Below are 24,949 nucleotides of genomic sequence, written 5' to 3' on the forward strand. Positions count from 1 at the left end.
CGCGCCCCGGCTACTTACCCTAGCCGGGGCGCTTCCTCTTGATCAGCGATTGCGTGAGCGATGCGTGAGCGCGTTACACGGCCGGGTTCCGAGGGACGAGCTTCGCTGCGGCTTCCGCGGCCTCCTTGGCCAGCTCAGGAAGGACGCTCGCATAGATGTCCATCGTGATCGTTATCGACGAGTGACCCAGCATCTCCTGAACCACCTTCATATCCGCCCCGGCAGCGAGCATCAGCGTGGCCGCGCCGTGCCGAAGGTCGTGGAGACGGACCGGCGGAAGACCTGACGCGGTGACAAGCCGCTCGAACAGGTCGGTGATCTTGCCGGGGTGGAGCCACGACCCGTCCTCACTGGTGAAGACGCGGCCGGTGTCCACCCACGCCGTCCCCCACTTCAGACGTTCCTTCGCCTGGCGGGCACGGTGGGCCTTGAGAGCGCGGACCGTCGCGTCGTCCAGGGGGACGGTACGGAAGCCGCTGGACGTCTTGGGCACCGACTCCGCGACCTCCCAGCCATCTTGGACGAGCTGGGCGGTCACGGCCAGCGAGCCGGCGTCCAGGTTCGTCTCCGACCACGGCTGTCCGCAGGCTTCGCCCCGCCGGAGGCCACGGAAGGCTATGAGGTGCCACATGGCGTAGAGGCGATCCTTGGCGACGAAGTCCAGGAACTGCCCGATCTGCTCGGGCGTCCAGACCATGACAGGCGACGGCTTGATGCCCGTCTCGCGCCACTGGGCGACACGCTCGGCGGTCCAGAGCAGGGCCTTGGGCCGCTCGGCCGCTTCGAGCTTGACGTGAGCCGCTGGGTTGAAGGTGATCAGCTGCTCGGCGATCGCGTCGTTGAGGGCCGCTCGCAGCGTGCTCCGGATGTGCCGACGGGCGGTGGGACCCGTGGTCTTCCGGAACGGCGGCATCTCGTCGATGGCCTCCTTGATCGCCTTGCGGCGGGCGCGGTTCTCCAGCCCCTTCCAGGGGATGGCAGCCAGCTCGTCCAGTGCTGCGCGACGCGACGCGTTCTGTTCGAGAACCTCGGCGTTGGCATCGATGATCGCCGTGAACATGTCGGCGACCGTCCGGACCCGCAAGCGATCGATCCGCACATGCCCGATGCGCGGCTTGAGATGGACCCGGACGTCGCTCTTGTACCGGTCCAGCGTCGACTTGCGGACGCGCTTGGAGGCGAGCCAGGTGTCGAGCCAATCGCCCACGGTGAGCCGGTGGGTGAGGTCTAGGCCGTGGTTCAGGCGCCGACGGGTCTCCTCGATGTCAGGGAGTGGAGCCTTCTCGTCGCCGACCTTCTCCAGCAGCGCGGCGATCTGGGACAGCCCCTCGGGGTCGTCGGATTCGGCGAGCCCGAGGAGCGTGCGTATGTGGTCGAGGTCGGCCTGTGCGGCCTTGAGGGTCTCGTAGCCGGCGCGGCTGAAGGAGCGGCGGGTGTCGTCCTCACGGGGCGGGAGCTCCTGGCGTATGGAGTAGGAGCCGTGCTTGCGGCTGGAGAGCTTGGGGCAGGACTTGCCGAGCGGTTTGCCGGTCTTGGGGTCGCGGCAGTAGCAGCGGCGGTGGGTGGAGCCCTTCAAAGGTCGTTCTCCTCGGTGGGGTTGGTGTCGGTGTCGGGTGGGTCGATTTCGGCGGCGAGATCCGGCCACAGGAAGGGCGGTGTACCGCCGTCTTCGCGGATGAATGCGCGGATGGTGCGCAGCTGGTGCTTGGCTTCCTCGGCCTCTTGGGTGTGATGGGCCTGTGCCCGAAGTGCCTCGGCCTTCGAGACGGTGCCGGAAGGGAGGTTCACTTCGAGCCGGGCGCGCATTTCGCCTTGCTGGGCCGCCATGACTTCTTTCTCGGCGGCGTGGTGGGCACGGAAGTAACGCAGCATGTCGTCGTCGGTGCCGAGTTCGAGGGCCTCGCCGGTGAACCAGCTCAGGCCGTCCCAGGTTGAGGCGGGGTGCTGAAGCGGGAGTCTCTGCATCTCCTCGACGTATCCGACGGGGTAGATGAGGCAGATCGGGGCCGTGTTGAGCGCCTGGGCCAGGACCATGACGTCGACCAGGGGCAGGTTGGCGCGGCGGCCGGATTCCATGTTGGCGATCACGTTGCGGGGGATCGGGTAGCCGATCTCCTCGCAGGCATCGGCCAGGTCCTGCGCGCTCATGCCCAGCTCCTTCCTTCGGCGTCGCACTTCGCGGGCCACGGTGGCCATGACCTGGTCCGCCCACTCGGGCACGTCGTCCGGGTCAGTTCCATCATCGAAACGGTGTTGTGTCATAAAGACACAGTAGCTCGGTCATCCTGGATTTAGTGACCTGGAGACGGGCGCGGTCGTCGCGTTCGCCGAGGGCTCAGTCATGGATGGAGCGCCGCATGCGCGAGAACGAGATCGCCGATAAGTCGTACGGGATGACCCGGGAGGAGCTGCTGGCCCTGCCCGCTGCCGTTGACCTGGACACCGGCAATCGGGCGCTGGGCCTGGGACGCAGCAAGGGCTATGCGCTGGCGAAGCAGGGCCAGTCCCCGTGCAAGGTCCTGCGGCTGGGCAAGGCGTACCGGGGTGTGACGGCCGACCTGCTGAGCCTGCTCGGCCTGGCCGCATGACCGCGCGTGCGCGTAGCACACGCTTCTGCGCTGAGCTGACACAGAAACGCTGGACTGTGGACAGGCGTGGACGTACTGTCCGTGTTCCCTCAGGGCACGCCCCGGGTGTTCCTCCAGGGAACAACCCGGGCGTTCCCCACGGGGAACAAGTGAGCCCCCGGCGAGGCAACGCCGGAGGCTCCGCACACTCCAATGCCCGCATTCCCACGAACGACCCGAGTGACCTGGGCCTGCATGCCTGAAGTCACCGGATAAGGAGCTGCCCTGTGAAATCTACGACACCCGAGCCCTCTTCCGTAGCCGGTAAAGCGGTGTGGCCTCCGGTCGCGGTGCCCGGCCAGCCTGACCGCCACATGCCCGAGGCTGCCCAGGCGACCGAGGAGGTGGCGCCGGATCCCGCGCAGGTCGTTCAGCCTGCCGAGGAGGCGATCCCGGATCCGGAGCCGACCGAGGGCTCTGAGCTGCTGGACGAACTGCGTGCGCAGATAGCCCGGTTCGTGATCCCGCCCACCCAGCAGGCGCTGGACGCCATCACGCTGTGGGTGGTGGCCACCCATCTCCAGCCCGCGTGGCAGCATGCCCCGCGCCTGGCGGTGGTGGGCCCCGCGAAGCGGTGCGGCAAGTCGCGGCTGCTGGACGTGCTGACTGAGACGGTGCACGAGCCGATGCTCACCATCAACACCACCCCGGCGGCGGTCTTCCGCTCGATCACCGAGGAGCCGCCCACGCTCCTGGTGGATGAGGCGGACACGATCTTCGGCACGCCCAAGGTGGCGGAGAAGAACGAGGAGATGCGCGGTCTTCTCAACGCCGGTCACCAGCGCAACCGCTACGTCACCCGTGTGGTCGGCAATGACCACACGCCCCGCAAGTTCGAGACCTTCGCCATGGCGGCTCTTGCGGGGATCGGTGACCTGCCGGACACGATCATGGACCGGTCGGTGGTCATCCGTATGCGCCGCCGAGCCAAGGGTGAGACCGTCCGGCCCTTCCGTTCCCGCCGCGACACCCCGGTCCTGCACAGGCTGCGCGACCGCATCGCCGCGTGGGCCCGGCCGCTGCTGGATGAGGCCGCTGACCTGGAGCCGGTCATGCCGGTCGAGGACCGCGCCGCCGATACCTGGGAGCCGCTGGTGATCGTCGCCGACCTGGCTGCCGGGCCTTGGCCACGCCTCGCACGGACCGCCTGTGCGCAGATGGTCGCTGCCGAAGCGGCGGCGGAGGAGGAGCACCCCAGCGGAGCGCGGATCCTCGCTGACATCCGCCGGGTCTTCGTCGCCCAGCGCGAGGTCGACAGCCTCTCCACCGAGGAGCTCCTCCACCACCTGCGCCAGGACGTGGAGAGCCCGTGGGCCGAGTGGGGGCGTAGTGGTCTGAGCGCACGTGACCTGGGTGCGATGCTGCGCGAGTTCGGGATCACGTCCGGCAACGTCCGCCTCGCTGACGGGACACAGCGCAAGGGGTACATGCGCCACAAGTTCCTCGACGCGTGGCGGCGCTACTGCCCCACCGTTCACCCGGTCGACGCCGGCCCCGCGCCCAGCGCGGGCTGAGAGCCCGCCCCACCCCCCGGTTGCCGTCCTTGCCGTCCCTGCCGTGATCCCGCAGGTCAAACGGCATGCAGGCAAGACGGCAGCCGGGGGCCAAGACGGCAACCCGATCTTGGTGCCGCGCTGTCCGCCCGTACGTCTCCCACATCCGTCTTGTGCCGTCCTACGCGTCCCTGCCGTATCGCCGCAAGTCACAACACCTGTGGCCAAGACGGGAGACGGCATCGATCCGTCCACATCACCCCCAGCCCTGGTCCACTCCGAACGGCGGCGGTGCCGCGATACGACGGCGCCGCCGCCAGGACGGAACGCCGACACCCCTGCCGTACCCGCTCTGACCTGCGGTTGCAACGGCCAAGACGGCCAAGACGGACCAGGCCACCACTACAGGAGCACCTCGTTTGACCACCCTTGCACCACCTGCCAACCGCACCCACCAGGAGACCGCGGAGGCCAGCGAGCGCCGCGCACCTCGCTCAGGAGGGCAGCTGGTGATGACTGAACAGACCGCCGAGCGGTATGCGCTCGTCGCGGCCGGAGCCGTCATCGTCGCCCTGACCGCCGGTGCATTCTGGCTCTCCTACGCGCACCTCGCCGAGGTCGCGGGGCAGCACGGACTCAAGAGTTCCCCCATACGCCAGTGGGCCTGGCCCGCGACGTTGGACGCGTTCATCGTCGCGGGAGAGCTGCTGATGCTCCGGGCGGGCCTGCGCCGGGTCACGGACGGTTGGGCGATCGGGCTGACCGCGACCGGGTCGATCGGCTCCATTGTGCTGAACGTCGCCGGGGTCAGCGGCAGGGGCACCGCGAGCACTGTGCCGCTGCTCGACTACGTGGTCGCCGCGGTTCCACCGACCGCAGCGCTGTTGGCCTTCGGTGTCCTGATGCGGCAGATCCACCAGCTCGTCGACCGCCCCACCGCCCGCTTGGACCCCGCGTCCATCCAGGCGCCGATCTCACCGGTCAACGCTGCCTTCCAGCAGCCTGCCCCTGTCAAAGACCGGCATCACGGTGACCGAGCAGCGGAGCATCCAGACCCCGACTGTCTAGCCGTTGTCCCAGTTCCTCGGAGCGCAGAGACCACCAGTGCCCCGGAACCAACCGGAGAACGGCCTCGGCGTGCCGGGCGCCCGCAGGACATCTCCGATGACGAGATACGGGCCATCGCCCGCGAGGTGATGGCCCGGAAGGGAACCGCCTCCCCCACAGAGGTCGGGGACGAGATCCGGAACAACCGGCGCCGCAAGGTCAGCAACGCCCGAGTGAAGAAGGTCTGCGACGAGCTGAGCGCCGAGAAGGCCGAGCCCGGCAACGGCCCCACCTCCGGGAGCAGCACCGGCTGACGAGCCCGGAACCACGCCTTTCGGTGGCGCCGGAAGCGCTTCCGGCGCCACCGAAACCCGAAGCCCACACCGAATCCATCACGGCCAGCGGCCCGCCGACTGGTCACCGCCCCGCCCAGTGCGGCTTATCCACGCCTGTGGACCGGCGGTGACTACCCGCACGCCACTCGGCCTTCCCCGCCCGAGCCGCCTGCCTCATCCGGAGAACCGACCATGACGCACGACCCGCACCACCCCGAGGACACCCCCGGCAAGCCGCTGCCACTGACGAAGTCCCCTACGCTGATGGACCGTCTGCGCCGCGCGTTCGGACGGAGGGCCCCTGGCGGAGCCAGTAGTACCCCGAGTCCGACTCAAGGCCGGTCTTCGGGGATCTCCGCCCCGGGGGTGGCGGAGACGGCCCAGCGCCAGGGGGCGCCGGGCCAGGAGGGCGGGACCGGGGGCGGCCCCGACCCGGATACCCTCTACGACGCCCAGCGCGAGACCCTCCGCCCCTCGCGTGCCGCCGAGACTGCCGCCGGCGAGCCCGCCGTCAAGAGCGCAGAGCCCACGATCCGCCGCTTCACCGGCACCAAACGCACCGTCCGTGTCGGCCCCATGCTCTTCACCGATGACGAGGACACCCGCCTCCAGGAGACGGCCACCGAGCACGGCTACAAGGGCAAGTCCGGCTTCGCCGCCGACGTCGTCCTCGCCTTCATCACCGGCCGGTTCACCGCCAACCTGCCCCTCTCCGAGGACCGCCGCCGCACCCACATGTTCCGCGCCCAGGTCCTGCGCCAGCTCAACCGCATCGGCGTCAACGTCAACCAGATCGCCCGCGCCCTCAACAGCGACCGCACCCCACCCGACCTACGCCACCGCCTCGACGAACTCCACCGCCTACTGGAACTGATAGCCGAGGCCCTGCGCCAGCCCGCCGACCCGGAAGAAGAGGTCTCCGCGTGATCGCCGCCACCAAGCGGCCCGGGTCCAAGACCCGCGGTCTGCTCGCCTACCTCTACGGCCCGGGCACCCGCGACGAACACTTCGACCCGCACATCGTCGCCGGCTTCGCCATGCTCGGCATGCCCGACCCAGGCCGCGACGAGAACGCCACCCTCACCGAACTCGCCCGACACCTCGACGAACCCCTCCGCCTGCGCAACAGCGAGTTCGACAAGAAGATCACCGACCACGTCTGGCACTGCCCCGTCCGCGCTGCACCCGAGGACCGCTACCTCTCCGACACCGAATGGGGCGAGATCGCCCAGCGCATCGTGGCCGCCGCCGGCATCGCGCCCGAAGGCGACGACCTGGCCTGCCGCTGGATCGCCGTACGCCACGCCGACGACCACATCCACATCCTTGCCACCACCGTCCGCGAAGACGGCCGCCGACCCAAACTCCACGACAGCGGCATCCGCGTCGGCGACGCGTGCCGCCAGATCGAGAAGGACTACGGCCTGCGCCGACTGAAGAAGGGCGACCGCACCGGCACACGCCGGCCCACCCAGGCCGAGATGCACAAGGCCGAACGCCTCGGCTGGGAACAGCCCGCCCAGGAGTGGCTCGAAGAACGCATCCGCGCCGCCATCCCGCACGCCGCCAACGCCGAGGAACTCCTCGCCTACCTAGAAGCCGACGGCGTCCCGATCAAGATCAAGCGCGGCCCGTCCGGCGACCCCCTCGGCTACGCCGTCGGCCGTCCCGGCGACCTCAACAAGGACGGCGAGCAGATCTTCCACCCCGGCGGGGGAATTGCTCCCGATCTGTCCCTGCCCAAACTCCAAGCCCGCCTCGAATCCACGCACCCGGAGGAACACCCCACCGCCCGCCGCAGCTGCCCCAGCACCCCCTGGCACAAGGCCACCGACGCTCTCGACGCTGTCCACACCGACCTCGCGGACGACGCGCGAGCCCAGGCGCACATCACCGCCCTCGGCGAGCTGATCGAAGCCACCGTCCAGAAAGCCCCCACCGAACTGCGCGCCGAACTCCGAGCCGCTTCAAAGGCGTTCGCTCGCGCCCAGCGTTCCCAGATCCGGGCGGAAGACCGAGCCGCCCACGCCCTGCGGACCGCGGCCCGCGACATCGCCGACACTGCCACTGGCCCCGACGGCAGCAGCCTCGCCGCCCTGGTCGCGGCACTCGTCTGGGCCGCGATCATCGCCGGACGGTGGCACGAGGCCAAGGGCCACGCCCACCAGGCGGACGCCGCCCGCCAAGCCCTCCAGCACCTTCAGACCGCCACCGACCACGCCCTGGCCCCGGAACTCGCAGACCTCACGCAACGCCAGCCGAAGGAGGAGACCCGCTGTACCCTGGCCAGCGACGTACGCGCCGCGATCCCCGAGCACGCTGAGCGGATCCTCAACGACACCGGCTGGCCGGCCCTCGCACCGTCCTCGCCGACGCCGAAGCCCGCGGCCACCAACCCCACCAACTGCTCAAGGAAGCCGCGGCCCAGCGTGAACTGACCACCGCCCGTCAGCCAGCCCGCGTCCTGATCACACGTATCCAGCGCACCGGCCGCAACCCCATCCCCAACCGCAGTGCCGCAGCAGCTCGCCTCCGCACCACCACCGCCGCAACAAGCAGCCAAACCCACGCCACGACGACCGCAGCGGCCACCCCACCCGTCAACCAGCAGCACCGCCGGAGCCGGTAGGTGGGCGGGGATGTCCGCTTACGAGGGCTGGCTCGGACAGACGCAGGGCAGCATGTACGGCTTGCCGGTCGCTGGGTCCATGACCATCACGCATCCGGCACACCTGAGTCGCCGGGGACGACCCCAGCGGCTGCGTGGTGGCCGGGGATGGCTACCGGCGTCCACGGCTGTTCTGTAGGCGGACACGACAGCCGCGTGCCGTGGGTTGGTCCACTCGGTCATGTTGTCTCCTCCGCTCCCCCAACGACGGTACGGGTGTTGGGGGAGCGGGCGCAGAGGGGACGGCTCAGTTGGGTCCGGTGTTTGAGCAGTCGGCACCGCACCCGGCGGGCGGCGGTTCGGAGTGCTCACAGGTCGCCGCTACGGCAATCGTGCCGTCGGTCGGGGCGGCCCACAGTTCCGGATCGGGAACGTACCCGGCGGCCCGGATGGCGTCCTGCGTCCGCACAAGTGCGTCGGGGTCGTGGCGCTCAGGTCCCGGAGGTTCCGGCACGTGGTGCACGAACAGGCCGATCTTGCGCGCCAGCTCTGCCTTGACGCGGGTGTGGAGGATCAGGGCGTGCCACCCTTCGTCGACCACGCGGGACGGCTTGAGGCGCAGGCGGCTCTGGGCGCAGGCCGCTTCGAACTTGATCGCCTCGGCGACGATGCGCTCGGCGGTGGTGCGGTCCATGTCCGGGTTGTTGGTCAGCACCGTCTCCGTGATGCCGGCGAATGCAGCCGGAGAGACCAGTGCGCGGGGGTCGGGCGGCGCCTGCACGTTCTCCTGGGCGACGGTCACTTCTTCTTCCCCTCGATCATGGCCTTCATCTTCTCGACGAGGGCTTGTTTTTGACTCTGATGCCGGGTCGCGTCGTCCTTGCGGTCACTCGCGTTCGCGTCCCTGACGTTCTTCGCGCTTCCCTTGGAAATCGGAATGCTCTCTTTCTGGTGGGTGTGGCGTTCCCGGCCCGTACCGGGTCGGGAGGTATGGGATGGTGCGGAGGTGGAGCCCTTCGTGACGGACCCGGACCACCCGGCGTGTGGGATCTGTCCCTCCAAGCGGATGCCGAGGGACAAGTTCGTGGTGTACGACCGGCCGACGCGGGAAGCGCCCTTCGATCCGGCCGACGGCTACCGCTACGGGCCGGACGGGACTCCGGCGTGCGTGCACCCGGACAAGGTCGGCCTGAAACCGGACCGGATCGCACCACCACCGGAGCCCCAGCCGCTCGACGAGCCGGCGCCTACGCCTGTGCTGAGGCGAGGTCGATGGAGATCCGTTTTCCGCGCTCGGTGACACCGATGCCGGCGTACAGGCCGTCGAGCAGCCTTCCGGCGGCGCTCGGTCTCGTCCTTGCCGATCCAGAAGCGGATGTTCACCGGCCCGAAGGCCGCCCGGTAGCACTGGTGGGTGAAGTCGTCGAAGTCCCAGGTGCCGCCGCTCTGGCCTTCCTCCATGTCCGTCATGTGCACGAACTTGATGCCGGTGCGGTCCTGCATCCGCGACAGCAGCGTGAACTGCGCCATGAGCGCGTGCGACATGACGTCCACGGGGACGGGGAGCGGCAGTTCGGCGGCCTTCTCGTCCCCGTCGGTCAGCTCGTACATCGCGGACTTGAGCGCCATGGCCCGCGTCGTCTCCTTGAACAGCACAGGGGCGTCGCCGACAGCGTCGTAGTTCTCGACGATGGGGTAGCCGTAAAAGTCGTCCCAGTCGCTCGAATACTTCGCACAGCCTTCCCACAGGCGTCCGAACTCCTCGTCGGCCTGCCACGCTTCGAGGATCTCCCTCGCCCGCTCGGCGACCGTCTCCGGTTCGATGACGGTGCTCATCCTTACCTCCTTGGTGTTGACCAGTTCGGTGGTGGCCGCCCGCCCGCAGGGTGAGGTCCGGGCGGGCGGCCGGGGCAGGCCCGTGCTGCGGGAGACGGGGGCTCCCGACCTGCCCGATGCGCCGCCGGGTGGCGCTCGACCCAAGCGATTCCGGCGACGTGGTACGCCCTGCGGCAGGGGCTCGGCTTGGCTGGGGCCGCGAGGCCTGCACCCTGCCGCAGGGCAGTCATGGGGCGGTAATGGCGTGGTGCTGTGGACCTATGTGCGCCGCCGTGGCGTCTTCAGAAGCCTGGTCGGGGACCGATGCCGGCATGGGGACGCTGTGAGCGTCGACTGCGCCACTGACGACCACTGCGGGAGCCCCTGCACCGATCAGCGCCAGAGCTGCGACGGGGCGCCACACCGATACCCCGATCAAGGGCGCCGGGCGCGGCCGGGTGTGTGTACCAGCACTCATTGAGCTGCCTCGATCGCGTCCGGGTCTGTCGTCCATTCCTGGCCGCCGCCCTCCGGTCGCAGCCACGCGACGGGCGGTGTGTTCGGAACCATCAGGACCAGGCCGAAGTCGTTGTCTTTCGAATCCGGGGCAAGGGCTCGCAGGGCGCCGATTCGATCGTCGTGGGCGTGGTCGACGACCAGGCGGTTGAGTAGGGGGTGATCGATGTGCCCCAAACCAAGGTCACGGGGCTGCGCGGTCTGTGTCACCTTCGTCTTCGTCGTTGTCATCGTCAGCGCCTCGGGTCGGTGAGGAGGAATACCCCGCCCGTCCCTCTGAGGGAACGACGTGGACGGGGCCTTACGCCGATCGGGGTGCTTGCGATCACAGCCCGACCCGGCGCAGGTCAACTCCCGGCGTTGCAAGAGCCCTTGGAGTTGGCACATCTCGAACGTAGGGTCACCGTCAGTGCGGCAGGACTGACTGCGGGTACGTGTTAGGTGGCAGAGCGCACTCGGGGGCTCTCATGACTGCCAGACCATCCGCGCGACATCGCGCGGCTACGGGCACCATTGCGGGCTTTGTGCTGCGTCTGACCAGGGAATCGATTCCCCTCACACAAGCGGGGCTGGCCGAAGCCCTGGACGTAGACCTGGGAACCGTCCAAGGAAGGGAATCCGGACGTCGGCCCTTGGCCAACATGAAAGCCGGAGACTTCCTCGATCTGCGGCGCCGATTACTGGCCCTTGGCGCGGACAAGACCGCTCTCGGCCTGCTCGACGCCGCCATGGACGCCGACCGCATCGTCGGCGCGGCACTCGATCCGCCGCAGCGACCCGAACTCCACCCGCTCGCTGGATGGGTGCACACCCGCGATACCGCCCACATGATCGCCTGGGCAGTGAACGGCGCCGCGCCCCCGGCATTGCGGCGTCCGTCCCCTTCCCGCCGTGGCCCGGTCGCTTCGGCTCCCCTGATGGGCGCACAGGAACGCGGCGCCTTCTTCGCGAACCTGCGGGAGGCGGTCGACAAGGCGGCCGGAGCAGGCGAGAACCACGTCCTGCTGCGCCGCCAGGCGCTGTACCTCACCTCTTACGACCGCAGCCCAGAGGCCAACTCATGGACCGCGCACGCCCTCCACGCCCGCCGGGGACTCGTCGCCGGCCCAGGAGGGTCCCCGCGCTGGGCCGAGGCTCGCTCCACCGCTACCGCCCTCGCACGCCGTAGCGACCCTGTGCCGCTGCTGGACTTCATCGACCGGTCGATCGCCGACGACGACGCGGCGGAGGCCGCGAACCTGAATTACTGGGCGTACTGGGTGGGCGCCCTCAGAGAGCCCCAGCCCGACGACGCGTTCATGGCCGACCGCCAACTGACCGGATGGGACCCGGCAACCCTTCTCCGAGGACTGGCTCAGGGCTTCCACGAGTCGCCCGGTTACGTCGACCTGTACGCGCACTCACTATGGGCACTGCTGACGGCTCACCGGTGGCTGCCCCAGTCGTCACCCGCTATCGCCCACGCGCTCGCCGGCCGTGTCGTGCGGATACTCGACGACGGCTCGATCTCTCCACGATCCCGGCGCGAACTCGGCGCCGTGCATTACGTTCTACGCGATCACCAGCACTGACACTGGAGGGCACCATGGCGGACGAGACGACCAACGCGCGGGGCACGGCCGGGTACCTCCTGGAGATGGGGATGCTCAAGCGGGCCAAGCGGTCCGGCTGGTGGATCGCCGGCGTCAAAGATCCGGAGAGCATCGCCGAGCACTCGTTCCGCGTCGGCATCATCGGCGCCGTGCTCGCCATGATGGAAGGCGCCGACCCCGCGAAGGTCGCTCTCATGTGCCTTTTCCACGACACCCAGGAGACCCGCGTCGGCGATATCCCGCACATTGGCCGCCGCTACCTGGAAGCGGCCTCGAACGAGAAGGTCACCGCAGACCAGGTCTCTGCCGCTCACCCCGCTGTGGTTTCCGGGGTTCAGCGTGTCGTCGACGAGTACGAGAACGGCGATTCCCTTGAGGTCGTCGTGGCCCATGACGCCGACAAGCTGGAATGCCTGGTGCAGGCCGTCGAGTACCGCGAACAGGGCTGCAGCATCGTTCAGAACTGGATCGACACCAGCCTGGCCAGCCTCAAGACCGCCTCGGCGCAGGCCCTAGCGGAAGCCGCCCTGAACATGTCGTCGATCGAATGGCAGCAGACTTACCTGCGCTGACGGTTTCGCTGCGCTTTGCCGCTGCACAAGGATAACGGTGTAGACCTTTCACAAGCGGAATTCTTACAATTAGGGTTAGGGGTTATGATCCGATTTAGCCGGATATGAAGGCTATCGACCACCACACGGGTGGTAGCGGCACTTGCGCTGGTTGCTGCACTTACGCCGGTCGCCGCAACGACCGCTTCGGTCACCCATCACGCCAGCTCGGCGAACGGGGACCCCGTCATACGTCTGAAACTGATTACCGACAACACCGTCTATGGCTACGCATACGACCCGGATGACCCTACCTTTCCTGTTGAAAACGCGGCACGTGCTGAGGGGGCAATCGTGGTGTTGTAGCTGTTGCCGGGAATAAATGCCGGTGGGCTGTCTGCGCGAAAGACCCGAAATCGCGCGGCCATGCTTTCTATATCCAGTACCGGCGACCGGTACACAGCGCCGCACGTCTTAAGGTCGTTGCTCACAACAAGCCCGGCACATCCGGACGAAACGTGGTCGCCAGCAAAAAGGGCGTTCCGGTTGAGGTCGGATATGGCACCTCGGCACGGTTTCTATACCAGAACAGCAAGTACAAGGTTGGCATCAGCAAGCGCTTCGGCGCTGCCATTACCGAGTATTACAACAAGCGAGTCGATTCGACTATGAATCTCGTGACGTCGGATAATGGCGCGGCACTTCAGACGGCTCTCTTCGGCGCAAAAGACGTCCCCAACTCGGGAGGTTCCGACTGCCAAGGTGGAAGGCGCCTCCGTTGGAACCCCACGCAGGCTGGTTCGCATTGCCGGGCGGCGGATGGAGGCAGAGCCGGCTCGGTCATCGACTCGTGCACCTCGTCGAGCAACCTGTGCAACCGGGACAGCTTCACGGAGTCCGTAGGCAGTGGCGAGTGGATCCAGTGGCGGGTGTCCTACCGCAACTTCTTCTACGAAAAGAATCCGCACGGTGTATATAAGTACAAACCGTTCGATGATGTGCGAGCCTTGATTCGATACACGTTCCACGCCGACCATGTGCAGGCTGACTACCAAATCTGGCGTACTCGTGACACAAATTATGGCGCGTATTTCCAGGCGCTTCCAACAGGTTTTTTCACGCAGATGACGCGGTATACGTACTCGCCATCGGGAACTCCGAAAACAACAACACGATCGGAGAGTCCGACCGATGATGCCCAAAGCGTAGCCAACTACTCCGTTGGCCCCTCAACTGGGCGCTGGGTAACCGCCGAGTCGGTAAACCGGCCGGGCAGCCCACCTGTGATGACACCTGGGAACCACCTTACGGCCGCTTACTATAACTCGATCCCCGGCTGTCCTGCCCGGAAGTTTTTGATTTCATTCTTTGGTGATAATTACCAGCAATCATCACATGCAAAGAACTATCTCAAGTCCTATGCGCCCACCAAGGGGACGTACATGAACGTACGTGGCCTCATCTTCCCGTATCGATATAACGAGACGCTTCCTGGAAAAACAGCTCAGCTGGGAAAGCTAATCGATACGCCCGGCGATGGTTCTGGATCGCAAGGCTATATGCCCGTCAATGAGCTGTTCCTGTAAGGTCAGAAATTTACGGAGTGCAACAGGTGATATTCATCCAGACGGAAAGGGGATTGGTGTAAAGTCCATTGCTGCATACGCGGCGTCTTCGGGAACTCTGCGCAGACCCTTTACTGAGCATTTCCGATCCCCTGTCGAGTGATGCCTTCTTGCGGGTGACGGTGGGGAGTGCGTGGAGCAGGTGGTGATTCGGTTGGGGCTGATGCGGACGGTGTCGAGGATGCGCCATCTGTTGGGGACGGCGAAGGCGCGTCAGCGCCGCCAGAAGGCGTAGACCCGGTCCCAGGCGGGGAAATCGGCCGGCATCGCCCGCGGGAACCCTCGTTCGACCGCCAAGCGAACCTGGCGTACGACGACGGCTCCGGCTGTCGTCGTCGCCAGCATCACCGACGCCGTCCACCACTTCGCCCATCACACCAACTCCTGGTGGCTCGGCTGCGGAACCGCGATCTTCCTCCTCGGCCACGCCGCCCACCGGGCCCTGCTCGGCACCGGCCGCACCACCGAACGCCTCATCGGAGCTGCCGTCGCCGTACCCCTGGGCTGGGCCACCAGCTTCGCCGGATGGGCCGCAACCGCCGCCATGGCCCTCCTGTCAGCCATCGCCACAGCCGACCACTTCCACATGAGGCCCGGCATACACAGCCAGCACATTGAGCAGGGTCCGAAGCAGCCATGCGCCAACTGCCATCAGCAGGCGTGGTCTCACCCATCCACTCGCAGACGGCCCTGTCCTCGGCGCAAGGTCGCTGTCGACGGATACGCGACGACCGCAGTGCTCGGCGCCGCAACAGGCTGTCGGTCAAGGCTCATGCTGTGTACAGGTATCGACTATGGCGTGTCACCCTCAGATCACGCGTTCGTGTCGGCTATTAGCGACTCTGGCACGCTTTACATGAGATGCGTGAGTTGGTGGCATATATCACTGTATGTGAAAGTTGGTCACAAGTGATCTGTGGGGCGCCCACTCCTTGGATGGGAGAAGCTTTATGTCGGTGATCGAGAGGACCGGCGGCGCCGCCGCGCCGGAGCCGGCCGCGTTCGGGCCGGTGACGGTCCGGCCGGGTGATCTTCGGTATGACAGCTTGCAGCGTGGCAACAACCATCGGTTTGTGGGCCGGCCGGAAGAGATCCGCGTGGTCGGGTCGACCGAGCAGGTGGTGCGGGCGGTGGCGGATGCGGTGCGGTCGAAGTGGCGGGTCGCGCCGCGCAGCGGCGGGCATTGCTTTGAGAACTTCACCACCGACCCCGCGGGTGGGATGCTGTTGGACCTGTCGCCGATGGACGCGGTCGGCTACGACGCCGAGCGGCGCGCGTTCGCCGTGCAGCCGGGAGCCACACTCGGGCACGTGTGCCGAACCTTGTTCACGGGGTGGGGTGTGACGATCCCGGCAGGCGGTTGCCCGGAGGTGGGCGCCGGCGGGCATCTGGCCGGTGGCGGGTACGGGCCGTTGTCGCGCCTGTACGGCTCGGTAGTGGATTACCTGTACGGCGTGGAGGTGGTGGTGGCCGACGCCGACGGCACCGCCCGCGCGGTGGTGGCCACCCGCGAGCCCGATGACCCGCATCACGACCTGTGGTGGGCGCACACCGGCGGTGGGGGCGGGAACTTCGGCGTGGTCACCCGGTACTGGCTGCGCACGCCGGATGCCGCAGGTACCGACCCCTCCCGCCTGCTGCCGCCCGCCCCGCGCCGGCGACTGGACTGCCAGCTCGTCTGGGCATGGGACCAGCAGGTGACCGAGCAGGCGTTCACTACGCTGCTGCGCAACTTCGGCACCTGGCACGAGCGCAACAGCAAACCCGGCTCGCCGTATGCGCCCCTGTTCGCGGTCCTCCAGCTGATGAACCGCGGCGCGGGCAGCTTCATGATGCAAGTGTGGGTCGACGCCGACCTTCCAGGCGCCGATGGCCTGGTGAACGACCTGGTGACCGCGGTGACCGCGGGCACCGGCACCACGCCGGCCGACACCCGGCGCACGATGCCGTGGCTGCACCCGACGACCTGGCCGGGCACCGGTCAGACCGGCGACGCGATCACCCGTCGGTTCAAGAACAAGGCCGGTTACCTGCGCCGCTCCTACACCGACAGCCAGCTCACCACGGTCTACCGGCACCTGACCGACCCCACCGCCAGCCCGACCGGCCTCATGATGCTCGCCGGGTACGGCGGCCAGGTCAACGCGGTGGCGCCGGAGGCCACCGCCGTCGCCCAGCGGGACGCGGTCATGAAGGTCATCTTCCTGACGACCTGGACCGAGGAATCCGACGACGCAGCCCAACTGGCCTGGATCCGCGACTTCTACCGTGACGTGTACGCCGACACCGGCGGCGTTCCGGTGCCCGGCGAGGTCAGCGACGGTTCCTACATCAACTACCCCGACACCGACCTGGCCGACCCGGAATGGAACACCTCCGGCGTGCCCTGGCACACCCTCTACTACAAGGACAACTACCCACGCCTCCAACAGATCAAGGCCCGCTGGGATCCAGACAACGTGTTCCACCACTCCCTGGCAATCCAGCCACCTGCCTGAACAGACGCTCGTCACGTGGCGCAGCACTGACAGCGATCGTGCCGCTGACGTTGATTCGACGCGCAGCACCGACGGCATGGGACGCCGCGGCCACACCCCGGTGGTCCAGGTCCGCGGCCGGTCCCGCCGGCCGATCTCGATCGCCGCCATGACCTGCTACAAACCCGGCCAGCGGTCTCGACTGATCTAGCGGCCCGCCTCGACGGCAGGGCCGACGGGCGCAAAAGCTTCGCTTGGACCGACTACCGGGTCTACTCATCGCAGCTCACCAGCAGCTCGGCGGCCCAATGGTCCTGATCTGGACATCCCCAAGTCCGCCACGAAGCGCGACGGAATCGAGCCGGTTTTTTAGGTCCGGTGACGAGGCCATACCGAATGTCTGCGGCGTAGGCATGGATTCAGATGGTCCAGCCGTGTTCCGACGTGGGTGAGGGCGAGTGCGGCGAGAATGATGGAGCCGATCTTGTGGGGGAACTGATGGTGAAGTGGCGCAGGGCGCGTCAGCGTCCCGTCAGCAGGGCGTGAACATCGAGAATTGATGTCCGACGTACGGAATGCGGCATAGGAGGATGCGATGTCTCTTACCCTCGACTCTTACCGGCTGCTGGGCCGCTCCGGTCTGCGGGTCTCGCCGCTGGCGCTGGGCACCATGACCTTCGGTGCCGACTGGGGTTGGGGTGCCGACACCGACGAGGCGCGCAAGCTGTTCGAGATCTACGTCGAGCGCGGCGGCAACTTCATCGACACTGCCAGCATGTACACCAACGGCAGCTCCGAGCGGCTGCTGGGCGAATTCACCTGCGACAACCGCGAAAGCCTGGTGCTGGCAACGAAATACACGAGCCTGCGTCGACCGGGCGACCCGAACTCCGGTGGCAATCACCGCAAGAGCATGTTCGCCTCGGTGGAATCGAGTCTGCGACAGCTGAATACGGATTACCTCGATCTGCTGTACCTGCATGTGTGGGACTTTCTGACCCCGGTCGAGGAGATCCTGCGCGGCCTCGACGACCTGGTCCGCCAGGGCAAGGTGCTGTACGTGGCGATCTCGGACGCGCCGGCCTGGCAGGTCTCGCGCATGCAGACCATTGCCGATCTGCGCGGGTGGTCGCCGCTGGTGGCGCTGCAGATCGAATACAGCCTGATCGAGCGGACCGTGGAGCGCGACCTGGTTCCGATGGCGCGCGAGATGGGGCTGGGCGTGATCGCGTGGTCGCCGCTGGCCGGCGGGGTGCTCACTGGCAAATATGGCCGCGCCGACCTGTCCGAGCAGCCCGTCGCCGCCTCGCGCGAGGGCACCCGCAAGGACCTCGCTCTCGCCCAGGGCCACCTCTCCGAGCGCGGTCTGGCGATCGCCGATGTGGTGAAAGAGATCGCGGCCCAACTGGGCAAGACCCCGTCGCAGGTCGCCCTCGCCTGGACCCTGCAGAACCCCGACGTGACGGCACCAATCGTCGGCGCCCGGACCTCGGCGCAGTTGGCGGACAACCTCGGTGCCCTGGACGTCGAATTCGATGCCGCTCACCTCGCCCGCCTGGACGAGGCCAGCGCCATCGACCTCGGCTTCCCCCACGAGTTCCTGGCCCGCAACCGCAGCGCCATGTTCGGCGGCCTGAAGGTCGAAACCCGCTGAGCCGCGAGTATGTGCCCAAGGGCACCGAGATCACCACTGATCGCGGCTACCTGGCCAGCATCGCCATCGAGATTGATCGTTTTCCTTTGCCGCCCTCGGCGGACGGGCCTGGTACAGGGACCGGTGTGCCGGGGTGGTATCGCCGCAGGCCGGGGGCTGGTCGGGGGGTGCTGTGGGGCTACCGCAGAACGCTTCAGGTGGGGTGGGTGATGTGGGCGAGGAGGCTGGCGGTCTGGGGGTGGCGGGTGTGGGGGCGGAGGTTTTGTTGCATGGCGGTGAGGCGGTGTTGGGCGTGGGCGGAGGGGAGTGTGGGGTAGGCGGTGAGGAACGTCTGCCAGTGGGCGAGGACTTGGTCGAGGTGCCTTGGCGGAGGAGGGTTTCGGAGGCGGGCGCGGGTGAGGACGGCGGCGCGGTGTTCGGCGGCCGGGCCGGCGACGGACCACTATGGAGCGCGGCGCCCGCCGCCGGGCTGTACGGCCGGCGGCGGGCAGCTAGTGGCCGCTGCAGGTGAGAGTCCAGTTCGACACTGGCCCTCCAGCAGGGTGACGCCAGGGCCTGCCCGGCCGGGGCGGACCAGCCGGCCCCTTCCGCGATGACAACACACGTGCCCAGCCCCCGCCTTGCGCGGGCTGCGGTCAACGCTGCAGACCACTGTTCTGCCCGACAAGCTGGTCGCCGGTTCCGCCGCCGCCGGGGCTGCTCAGTTCGGAGAACGTAGCCCGGTCACCATTAACCGGTGGCGCAGACCCAATCTGCGTGAGCGATGCGTGAGCGGACGCCCCCGGAAGAGGCGTCCCCAGATGGATCACGGAGCATGACCGCCTCTGCCTAATCGGTGGAAACCGGGCGACGAAGCAGCAGTCATCACCACCTGTCATGTTCTGCCCAGGTCTTTTAATCCATTGGTTCAGGGTTCGAGCCCCTGATGGCCCACCGTTCTCACCCCGCTGTGCGGGGTCTGACCTGCAGATATGCGCCCTGGCTGGGATGACCGGCCGGGGCGTTTCTGTGTGTGTGGGGCGGGTGGTCGAGGGAGCTCGGGGTTCGGCTGTGGCCCAACTGCTGTGTGGTGGGCAGAGCGTTGGCCCAACCGGCCCAGGACGATTCGCCGCCTGGTCCCGTTCCGGAAAGCCTTGGGAGATGGCCGACGGCGGTGTTCGTACAGATGGGCGGGAGTGGGAAGAGGCCGGTGCGGATGCTTCGAGGCGGCAGGAGCCAGGCGGGTGAGTGGGAGCGGAAGGCGCGGCGTGAACAGATGTCCCCGTTCGCCCGGCGGGTGGCGCGCTGGCTCCCCGCCGTCCTGGTGATCGGCGGCCTCGTCTTCGATCTCCTGACGCCGGCCCGCTACACCGCCGCCCCCTTCTTCTCCGCCGCCCCGCTCGTCGCGGCGCCCCTCTACACGCCGCTCGGCACCGCCGTCACGGCCGTGGCCGCCCTCGCGGGCGAGCTCTGGACCGCCATGTTCCACGGCATGCAGGACTACACCGAGTCGGCCACCGAAACCGTCACCGTCTTCGTCGTCGCCCTGTTGGCGCTCGGCATCAACCGGATCGTACGGATACACGACGCCCAGCTCGCCTCCGTACGGGGCGTTTCGGAGGCCGCTCAGCGGGCCCTGCTGCCCATGCCGCCCGAACGGATCGCCGGTCTCGGGGTCGCCGCGCGCTATGTAGGGGCGCGGGTGGACGCACGGATCGGCGGCGATCTCTACGCGGTGCAGGACACCCCGAACGGCGTACGGATGATCGTCGGCGACGTACGGGGCAAGGGGCTGGGAGCGGTGGAGGCCGCGGTGATCGTCATCGGCGCGTTCCGGGAGGCGGCGGAACAGGAGGCCACGCTGGAGGCGGTCGCCGGCCGGCTGGAGCGGGCGCTGCAGCGCGAGGGGCAACGGCGCGAAGCGCTCGACGAGTACGAGGGGTTCACCACCGCCCTCCTCGCGGAGATCCCCACCAAGGAGCAGTCCGTGCTGCGCGTCCTCAACCGTGGGCATCCACCGCCCCTGCTGCTCGCCCCGGACGGGGGGCTGCGCGAGCTGGCACCCACCTCGCCCGCGCTGCCGCTGGGGCTCACGGAGGTGGCGGGGTGGCCGGACCGGACGGACGAGTCGTTCTTCCCGGCCGGCTCCTTGCTGCTGTTGTTCACGGACGGGGTGACCGAGGCCCGGGACCGGGCCGGCCGGTTCTACGACCCGACGGTGCGGCTGCGCGGCCGCCACTTCCTCGGACCCGACGACCTTCTGGACACGGTGGTCGAGGAGGTCTCACGGCATGCGGGCGGGGCGCCGGCGGACGATATGGCGCTGCTGGCGGTGCAGCGGCCGTTGGGGGCTTAGGGCTGGTTCAGGACCTGTCGGGTGGGGGATGGGCCGGGGGCAGGGGCGGAGAGGCCCTCCGCCGGGCGGTTCCTCTCCTTTTCTCTCCTCTCCCCTCCCCTCGCCCGTTCAGCCCTACGTGCGGGAGCCTCTCGCTCGTTCAGCCCTACGCCCGGGAGGCCCTCGGCCAGACGAGGGCTTGCAGCCAGCGGAGGGCTTCGGGGGCGGCGACCGGGTCGAGGGCGGAGGATTCCCGGTGCCGATCCGCCGCTGTCTGGGCGCTGTTGACGACGTTTCCGACGCTGGCGACCGTGATCCGAGGTCACTGTGCTCACTTTCCGTAATCGTCGCGCACCCCTCCGCATAACAACTGGTGCACAATCGCCGCGAGGCCGTTTGGCGATGCGTGGTCAACTTGCCCGTATTACTGCCGTAATGAACGAAAAGTGCACGCCAGTGCCGGTGCGGAGCACATACGGATTCTCGGGAAGGCTTGGAAAACGACCTCGGTCTCTATTACTGTCCGATAACGCAGCGCGGTCGTCCCAGCCGTCGCAGAGGCGGCACCGCGCGCCAACGCCGAATCCCGCAAGCGCATTTCACGCACGTCCAGCATTTCCAGCAACGCCGGCACTTCACGCAAACGATCCGCCCTCTCCGTATCGAACCGACTCAACCGCATCAACTGCACTGAGCGCACTGAAATGCACTGCACGGCACGCACTTACTGCACGCACTGTGTATGTGCCGCATGCACCGCACGCACTCCATGTGCTCAACCGCAGGTGAATGCACTGAACTGCTCGACGGCACGCATGGATCTGCACGGATTTGCGCTGAACTGCGCCAACGGAACCGGGGAACCACCACCTTGGGGTGAGTCGGACGCCTCCGCCAGAAGGCGCCCGTAGGAGACCTTCCTGCTCCGAACCCGTCAGCTAACCCGGTAGGCGAGAAGGAAGGAAAGGAGTGCGCCCCCGTGGCGTCCAACAGGTCTGCCCCAGAGGCTGCGTCCGCCAACGACCTCTACGAACGAGGTCCGTCCGAGGGGAGCGATCTTCCCGGTCCTTCCGTTGGTGCCGACCATGCTCCGGCCTTCGCTTACGGCGGCGGTGGACAGGACGGTATGCGCGGCGGTGAACCGGACGGCAGCCACGACGCCGACGGCCCGTGGGAGGAGTGGAACCCCACCGAGGAATCCATCCGTCCGGTCCGCGGCAGGCACCGGGTGGCCAAGCAGCGCGGCGGCGGACTCGCCCGCAGCGGTACGGTCCTGGGCGTCGGCGTCATCGCGGCGGTCGGCGCAGGCGGGATGGCCACGGCCGAGGACCGTCCGCCGCTGCCGATCTCGATGCCGGACATCGGCGGTATGGCCGAGGATCTCTCGGACAAGCTGCCGGACGCCAAGTCCTTCCCCGGCATAGGCGGCCTCATATCCGACTCCGGCTCGGACTCGGGTGCCGGCTCGGGTTCTGGTGCAGGCTCCGATGCAGGTTCTGATTCCTCCCTTTCCGCCGCCCCGGCCTCCGGTAACGCCGCCCCTCTCTCTCAGGCCGGCCTGAGCCAGACCGAGGCCGCACAGGGCCGCGACGCGGGCGAGGCGCTGCGCAACCGCATCCTGCAGCAGGCCGACGCGCAGCAGGGCGCCGCCGAGCAGGAGGCACGCGACGCCGCGGAGGCCGCAGCCATCGAGCAGGCGTCGAAGGACGCGGCCGCGCAGCAGCAGGAGGCCGAAAAAGCCGCGGCGGCCAAGAAGGCGGCGGAGTCGGAGGCCAAGCGCAAGGCCGAGGAGGAGGCCCGCCGGAAGGCGGAGGCCGAGCGCCTCGCCAAGCTGGCGCGCAGCTTCACCAGCCCCCTCACCTCGTACACCCTCACCGCCAGCTTCGGCCAGGCCGGCGACCGCTGGGCCGCGGACCACACCGGGCAGGACTTCGCCGCCCCAACCGGCACTCCCGTCAAGGCGGTTCACTCCGGCACCATCACACAGGCCGGATGGGCCGGCTCGTACGGCTACCGCATCGTCCTCACCCTCGACGACGGCACGGAACTCTGGTTCTGCCATCTGTCCTCCATGGTGAAGACCTCCGGCAAGGTCAACACCGGCGACGTCATCGGCCGCGTCGGCGCCACCGGCAATGTCACCGGCCCCCACCTCCACCTGGAGGTCCGCCCGGGTTCCGGCGACCCGATCAACCCGCTGACCTGGCTGCGGGAGCATGGGGTGAGTGCCTGAGGGGTCTGGCGAGGCAGTCCGACGGGCGTGGGCCGAAGGGTGTCGTTAGGGGGAGGGGCTGACGGAGTAGGTCCGGGAGGGGCTGGCGGAGTTGGTCGGGAGGGGCTATCGGGGTCGTCCTGTGAGGCGGTCTGACGGAGTGGATCCCGGGACGGCCTCAAACCATTCCGGAACGACCCAAGAAATCCCCAACACAACCCCCAACACAACCCCCAACACCCCCAGCAACTCCCATCGAACCCAAAACTCCCCAACTCAACCAACCCGGGGAATAACTCCCCCTCCCCCAACGCTGTAACAACGCATGACCGCGACACACAAACCCCTTGGCTCGCTCTCCGTCTCCCCGCTCGCTCTCGGCGGCAATGTCTTCGGCTGGACGGCCGACGAGGCGGAATCCTTCGCCGTACTCGACGCGTACGTGGCCGGCGGCGGCAACTTCATCGACACCGCCGACGTCTACTCGGCCTGGGTCCCCGGCAACAAGGGCGGCGAATCCGAGACCGTCATCGGCAACTGGCTGGCCTCCCGGGGCAATCGCTCCGACGTCGTCATCGCCACGAAGGTCGGCGCCCACCCCGACTACAAGGGTCTCTCCTCCGCCACCATCAAATCCGCGGTCGACGCATCCCTCGCCCGTCTTCGCACCGACTACATCGACCTCTACTACACCCACTACGACGACGAGTCGGTCGAGGTCTCGGAGTTCCTCGGCGCCCTCAGCGACCTCGTACAGGCCGGCAAGGTCCGCGAGATCGCCGCCTCCAACATCTCCGCGCTGCGCCTGGAGGAGTCCCTGGCCTTCTCCGACCGCGAGGGCCTGGCCCGCTACGTCGCCCTCCAGCCGCACTACAACCTGGTCTCCCGTGACACGTACGAAGGCGAACTCGCCGATGTGGCCGCCCGCAACGGCGTGGCCGCGGTGCCGTACTACGCTCTCGCCTCCGGCTTCCTGACCGGCAAGTACCGTCCGGACACGTCCGTCGACAGCGCCCGCTCCGAGAAGGCGGCCCAGTACCTCTCAACGGACCGCGGCGTCCGCGTCCTCCAGGCCCTCGATACGGTCGCCGCGGCCCATCAGGCCGAAGTCGCCACCGTCGCCCTCGCTTGGCTCGCCGCCCAGCCCACCGTCGCGGCCCCCATCGCCAGCGCCCGCACGGTGGCCCAGCTCCCGGCGCTGCTGGCGGTCGCGGACGTCACCCTCACGGAAGCCGAACTGGCCCTCCTGAACGAGGCTTCGGCCTGAGCGAGGCTTCGGCCTGAACGAGGGGCATACGGGAGTGGGGCGGGGCGACGAACACCCCACCCCACTCCACACGCTCCGCATGACACCTCTACTGCCGACGATCGACCGCCAGCCACGACGCCAGCGCAACCCCACCCGCCACCGCAAACACCGAAGGCCAGGCCCCGACCTTCTTCGCCAACGGATGCGACCCGGCAAACGCCGCCACATAAGCCCCGCTCAACGCAGCAGCCGTCGCATTCCCGGCCTTCCGCTGCCACCCCCGCGCCGCCACAGCACCGGCCGCCGCCAAGACCGCACCCCCCAGGGGCCTCTTCTCGGTCCAGCGGGCTACGCCGTAACCACCGACGATCCCGCTTGCGGCCACCATTGCTGTCGAAATTCCGGCCATTGTCATTACCTCCTCATAGCAGTCACTCCCGAGCTTACGTCGCCAGTGCGTGTGGCACTGGCCACCTTCCCTGACAGTTGGTGCGGAGTGCGCGCCGTAAGAAGGGGATGGTTGCCAAGATTCATCTATGACAAAGGCGCAGTCATCAAAGATTCCCGTTCGCTTCGGTGCTCCTTTGGGTGTCGAGGAAGGTGCATGTTCAGGGGTCATGCGGAACTGCACAAGCGGGTATCCATCGTGGGTACGGGCAGGGAATCTCGGGCACTGCCCACGAAGGTGTGGCCTCAATCGTTCTCTCCGGCGGCTACGTCGATGACGTGTACGGCGATAGCAAAATCATCTACGGGCGAGGGCACCCGCGACAGGACACTGGTGCCTCTATGGCGACCAGAGCTGTCCTCACCCGGTAACGCGGGCCTGGTGCT

The 24,949-nt window shown here is 67.8% G+C and carries 20 protein-coding genes, 2 pseudogenes and 1 riboswitch; of the genes and pseudogenes, 15 read left to right on the top strand and 7 right to left on the bottom strand.

Annotated elements, in window-relative coordinates:
- Window positions 1-73: 73 nt before the first annotated feature.
- Entirely contained in the window at window positions 74-1,576 is a 1,503-nt protein-coding gene (locus K9S39_RS24090) for a site-specific integrase (RefSeq protein WP_248865417.1), read from the bottom strand.
- On the bottom strand, window positions 1,573-2,262 hold the full coding sequence (locus K9S39_RS24095) for a helix-turn-helix domain-containing protein (RefSeq protein WP_248865418.1): 690 nt from the start codon (window positions 2,260-2,262) through the stop codon (window positions 1,573-1,575). The genes K9S39_RS24090 and K9S39_RS24095 overlap by 4 nt, the downstream gene beginning before the upstream one ends.
- Window positions 2,263-2,357: 95 nt before the next feature.
- Between K9S39_RS24095 and K9S39_RS24100 the strand changes: the two genes are divergently transcribed.
- From K9S39_RS24100 to K9S39_RS24120, 5 genes and pseudogenes are all read left to right on the top strand, one after another.
- Entirely contained in the window at window positions 2,358-2,588 is a 231-nt protein-coding gene (locus K9S39_RS24100; RefSeq protein WP_248865419.1) for a hypothetical protein, read from the top strand.
- A gap of 353 nt (window positions 2,589-2,941) precedes the next feature.
- Window positions 2,942-4,141, top strand: coding sequence for a DUF3631 domain-containing protein (locus K9S39_RS24105; protein WP_248865420.1), 1,200 nt, complete (start codon window positions 2,942-2,944; stop codon window positions 4,139-4,141).
- Window positions 4,142-4,632: 491 nt separating this feature from the next.
- Window positions 4,633-5,481: a DUF2637 domain-containing protein gene (locus tag K9S39_RS24110; protein ID WP_248865421.1), complete on the top strand. Its 849-nt coding sequence runs from the start codon at window positions 4,633-4,635 to the stop codon at window positions 5,479-5,481.
- Between the two features lie 213 nt (window positions 5,482-5,694).
- On the top strand, window positions 5,695-6,429 hold the full coding sequence (locus tag K9S39_RS24115; RefSeq protein ID WP_248865422.1) for a MobC family plasmid mobilization relaxosome protein: 735 nt from the start codon (window positions 5,695-5,697) through the stop codon (window positions 6,427-6,429).
- Window positions 6,426-8,131: pseudogene (locus K9S39_RS24120) on the top strand (relaxase/mobilization nuclease domain-containing protein). The gene K9S39_RS24115 and the pseudogene K9S39_RS24120 overlap by 4 nt, the downstream one beginning before the upstream one ends.
- Window positions 8,132-8,417: 286 nt before the next feature.
- Here the strand turns inward: K9S39_RS24120 and K9S39_RS24125 are convergent.
- The 4 genes from K9S39_RS24125 to K9S39_RS24140 all read right to left on the bottom strand — a co-directional run bounded on the left by K9S39_RS24125 (window position 8,418) and on the right by K9S39_RS24140 (window position 10,672).
- Window positions 8,418-8,912 (bottom strand): glycine-rich domain-containing protein, encoded by a 495-nt coding sequence (locus K9S39_RS24125; protein ID WP_248865423.1) that lies wholly within the window; start codon window positions 8,910-8,912, stop codon window positions 8,418-8,420.
- Window positions 8,909-9,190, bottom strand: coding sequence for a hypothetical protein (locus K9S39_RS24130; protein ID WP_248865424.1), 282 nt, complete (start codon window positions 9,188-9,190; stop codon window positions 8,909-8,911). Before K9S39_RS24130 ends, K9S39_RS24125 begins: the two co-directional genes overlap by 4 nt.
- 60 nt (window positions 9,191-9,250) lie before the next feature.
- A complete protein-coding gene (locus tag K9S39_RS24135; RefSeq protein ID WP_248865425.1) occupies window positions 9,251-9,946 on the bottom strand; it encodes a hypothetical protein in 696 nt (231 codons plus the stop codon).
- A 453-nt stretch (window positions 9,947-10,399) separates the two neighbouring features.
- The gene (locus K9S39_RS24140) at window positions 10,400-10,672 is read right to left on the bottom strand and encodes a hypothetical protein (RefSeq protein ID WP_248865426.1); all 273 of its coding nucleotides are present in this window, start codon (window positions 10,670-10,672) and stop codon (window positions 10,400-10,402) included.
- A 410-nt stretch (window positions 10,673-11,082) separates the two neighbouring features.
- On the opposite strand from K9S39_RS24140, the gene K9S39_RS24145 reads away from it, so the two are divergent.
- The 9 genes and pseudogenes from K9S39_RS24145 (at window position 11,083) to K9S39_RS24185 (ending at window position 24,133) form a co-directional block, all read left to right on the top strand.
- Window positions 11,083-12,012, top strand: coding sequence for an XRE family transcriptional regulator (locus K9S39_RS24145; protein WP_248868932.1), 930 nt, complete (start codon window positions 11,083-11,085; stop codon window positions 12,010-12,012).
- Window positions 12,013-12,026: 14 nt separating this feature from the next.
- A complete protein-coding gene (locus tag K9S39_RS24150; protein ID WP_248865427.1) occupies window positions 12,027-12,605 on the top strand; it encodes an HD domain-containing protein in 579 nt (192 codons plus the stop codon).
- A 497-nt stretch (window positions 12,606-13,102) separates the two neighbouring features.
- Entirely contained in the window at window positions 13,103-14,170 is a 1,068-nt protein-coding gene (locus K9S39_RS24155) for a hypothetical protein (RefSeq protein ID WP_248865428.1), read from the top strand.
- A gap of 989 nt (window positions 14,171-15,159) precedes the next feature.
- Window positions 15,160-16,707 (top strand): FAD-binding oxidoreductase, encoded by a 1,548-nt coding sequence (locus tag K9S39_RS24160; protein WP_406708003.1) that lies wholly within the window; start codon window positions 15,160-15,162, stop codon window positions 16,705-16,707.
- Window positions 16,708-16,789: 82 nt separating this feature from the next.
- Window positions 16,790-17,036, top strand: a pseudogene (locus K9S39_RS24165) (IS630 family transposase); the annotation flags it as partial.
- A 245-nt stretch (window positions 17,037-17,281) separates the two neighbouring features.
- Window positions 17,282-18,340 (top strand): aldo/keto reductase, encoded by a 1,059-nt coding sequence (locus K9S39_RS24170; RefSeq protein ID WP_248865430.1) that lies wholly within the window; start codon window positions 17,282-17,284, stop codon window positions 18,338-18,340.
- 1,255 nt (window positions 18,341-19,595) lie between these two features.
- Window positions 19,596-20,675: a PP2C family protein-serine/threonine phosphatase gene (locus tag K9S39_RS24175; protein WP_248865431.1), complete on the top strand. Its 1,080-nt coding sequence runs from the start codon at window positions 19,596-19,598 to the stop codon at window positions 20,673-20,675.
- A gap of 803 nt (window positions 20,676-21,478) precedes the next feature.
- A riboswitch (cyclic di-AMP (ydaO/yuaA leader) is annotated at window positions 21,479-21,622 on the top strand.
- Between the two features lie 11 nt (window positions 21,623-21,633).
- Window positions 21,634-22,887, top strand: coding sequence for a M23 family metallopeptidase (locus tag K9S39_RS24180; protein ID WP_406708004.1), 1,254 nt, complete (start codon window positions 21,634-21,636; stop codon window positions 22,885-22,887).
- Window positions 22,888-23,191: 304 nt separating this feature from the next.
- Window positions 23,192-24,133: an aldo/keto reductase gene (locus tag K9S39_RS24185; RefSeq protein WP_248865432.1), complete on the top strand. Its 942-nt coding sequence runs from the start codon at window positions 23,192-23,194 to the stop codon at window positions 24,131-24,133.
- 88 nt (window positions 24,134-24,221) lie between these two features.
- On the opposite strand, the gene K9S39_RS24190 is transcribed toward K9S39_RS24185, so the two are convergent.
- Window positions 24,222-24,524 carry a hypothetical protein gene (locus tag K9S39_RS24190; protein WP_248865433.1) on the bottom strand — a complete coding sequence of 101 codons (303 nt, stop codon included), beginning with the start codon at window positions 24,522-24,524 and terminating at the stop codon, window positions 24,222-24,224.
- Between the two features lie 191 nt (window positions 24,525-24,715).
- Between K9S39_RS24190 and K9S39_RS43065 the strand changes: the two genes are divergently transcribed.
- A complete protein-coding gene (locus K9S39_RS43065) occupies window positions 24,716-24,934 on the top strand; it encodes a YDG/SRA domain-containing protein (protein ID WP_406708156.1) in 219 nt (72 codons plus the stop codon).
- Window positions 24,935-24,949 lie beyond the last annotated feature (15 nt).

It is taken from the genome of Streptomyces halobius, assembly GCF_023277745.1.
GTDB classification, from domain to species: Bacteria; Actinomycetota; Actinomycetes; order Streptomycetales; family Streptomycetaceae; genus Streptomyces; species Streptomyces halobius.

Bases quoted from the DNA above. Each gene is read 5' to 3' on its own strand.
- K9S39_RS24095 (WP_248865418.1), bottom strand. From the start codon at position 2,262: ATGACACAACACCGTTTCGATGATGGAACTGACCCGGACGACGTGCCC.
- K9S39_RS24100 (WP_248865419.1), top strand. From the start codon at position 2,358: ATGCGCGAGAACGAGATCGCCGATAAGTCGTACGGGATGACCCGGGAG.
- K9S39_RS24105 (WP_248865420.1), top strand. From the start codon at position 2,942: ATGCCCGAGGCTGCCCAGGCGACCGAGGAGGTGGCGCCGGATCCCGCG.
- K9S39_RS24110 (WP_248865421.1), top strand. From the start codon at position 4,633: ATGACTGAACAGACCGCCGAGCGGTATGCGCTCGTCGCGGCCGGAGCC.
- K9S39_RS24115 (WP_248865422.1), top strand. From the start codon at position 5,695: ATGACGCACGACCCGCACCACCCCGAGGACACCCCCGGCAAGCCGCTG.
- K9S39_RS24135 (WP_248865425.1), bottom strand. From the start codon at position 9,946: ATGAGCACCGTCATCGAACCGGAGACGGTCGCCGAGCGGGCGAGGGAG.
- K9S39_RS24140 (WP_248865426.1), bottom strand. From the start codon at position 10,672: ATGACAACGACGAAGACGAAGGTGACACAGACCGCGCAGCCCCGTGAC.
- K9S39_RS24145 (WP_248868932.1), top strand. From the start codon at position 11,083: ATGAAAGCCGGAGACTTCCTCGATCTGCGGCGCCGATTACTGGCCCTT.
- K9S39_RS24150 (WP_248865427.1), top strand. From the start codon at position 12,027: ATGGCGGACGAGACGACCAACGCGCGGGGCACGGCCGGGTACCTCCTG.
- K9S39_RS24160 (WP_406708003.1), top strand. From the start codon at position 15,160: ATGTCGGTGATCGAGAGGACCGGCGGCGCCGCCGCGCCGGAGCCGGCC.
- K9S39_RS24170 (WP_248865430.1), top strand. From the start codon at position 17,282: ATGTCTCTTACCCTCGACTCTTACCGGCTGCTGGGCCGCTCCGGTCTG.
- K9S39_RS24175 (WP_248865431.1), top strand. From the start codon at position 19,596: ATGTCCCCGTTCGCCCGGCGGGTGGCGCGCTGGCTCCCCGCCGTCCTG.
- K9S39_RS24185 (WP_248865432.1), top strand. From the start codon at position 23,192: ATGACCGCGACACACAAACCCCTTGGCTCGCTCTCCGTCTCCCCGCTC.
- K9S39_RS24190 (WP_248865433.1), bottom strand. From the start codon at position 24,524: ATGGCCGGAATTTCGACAGCAATGGTGGCCGCAAGCGGGATCGTCGGT.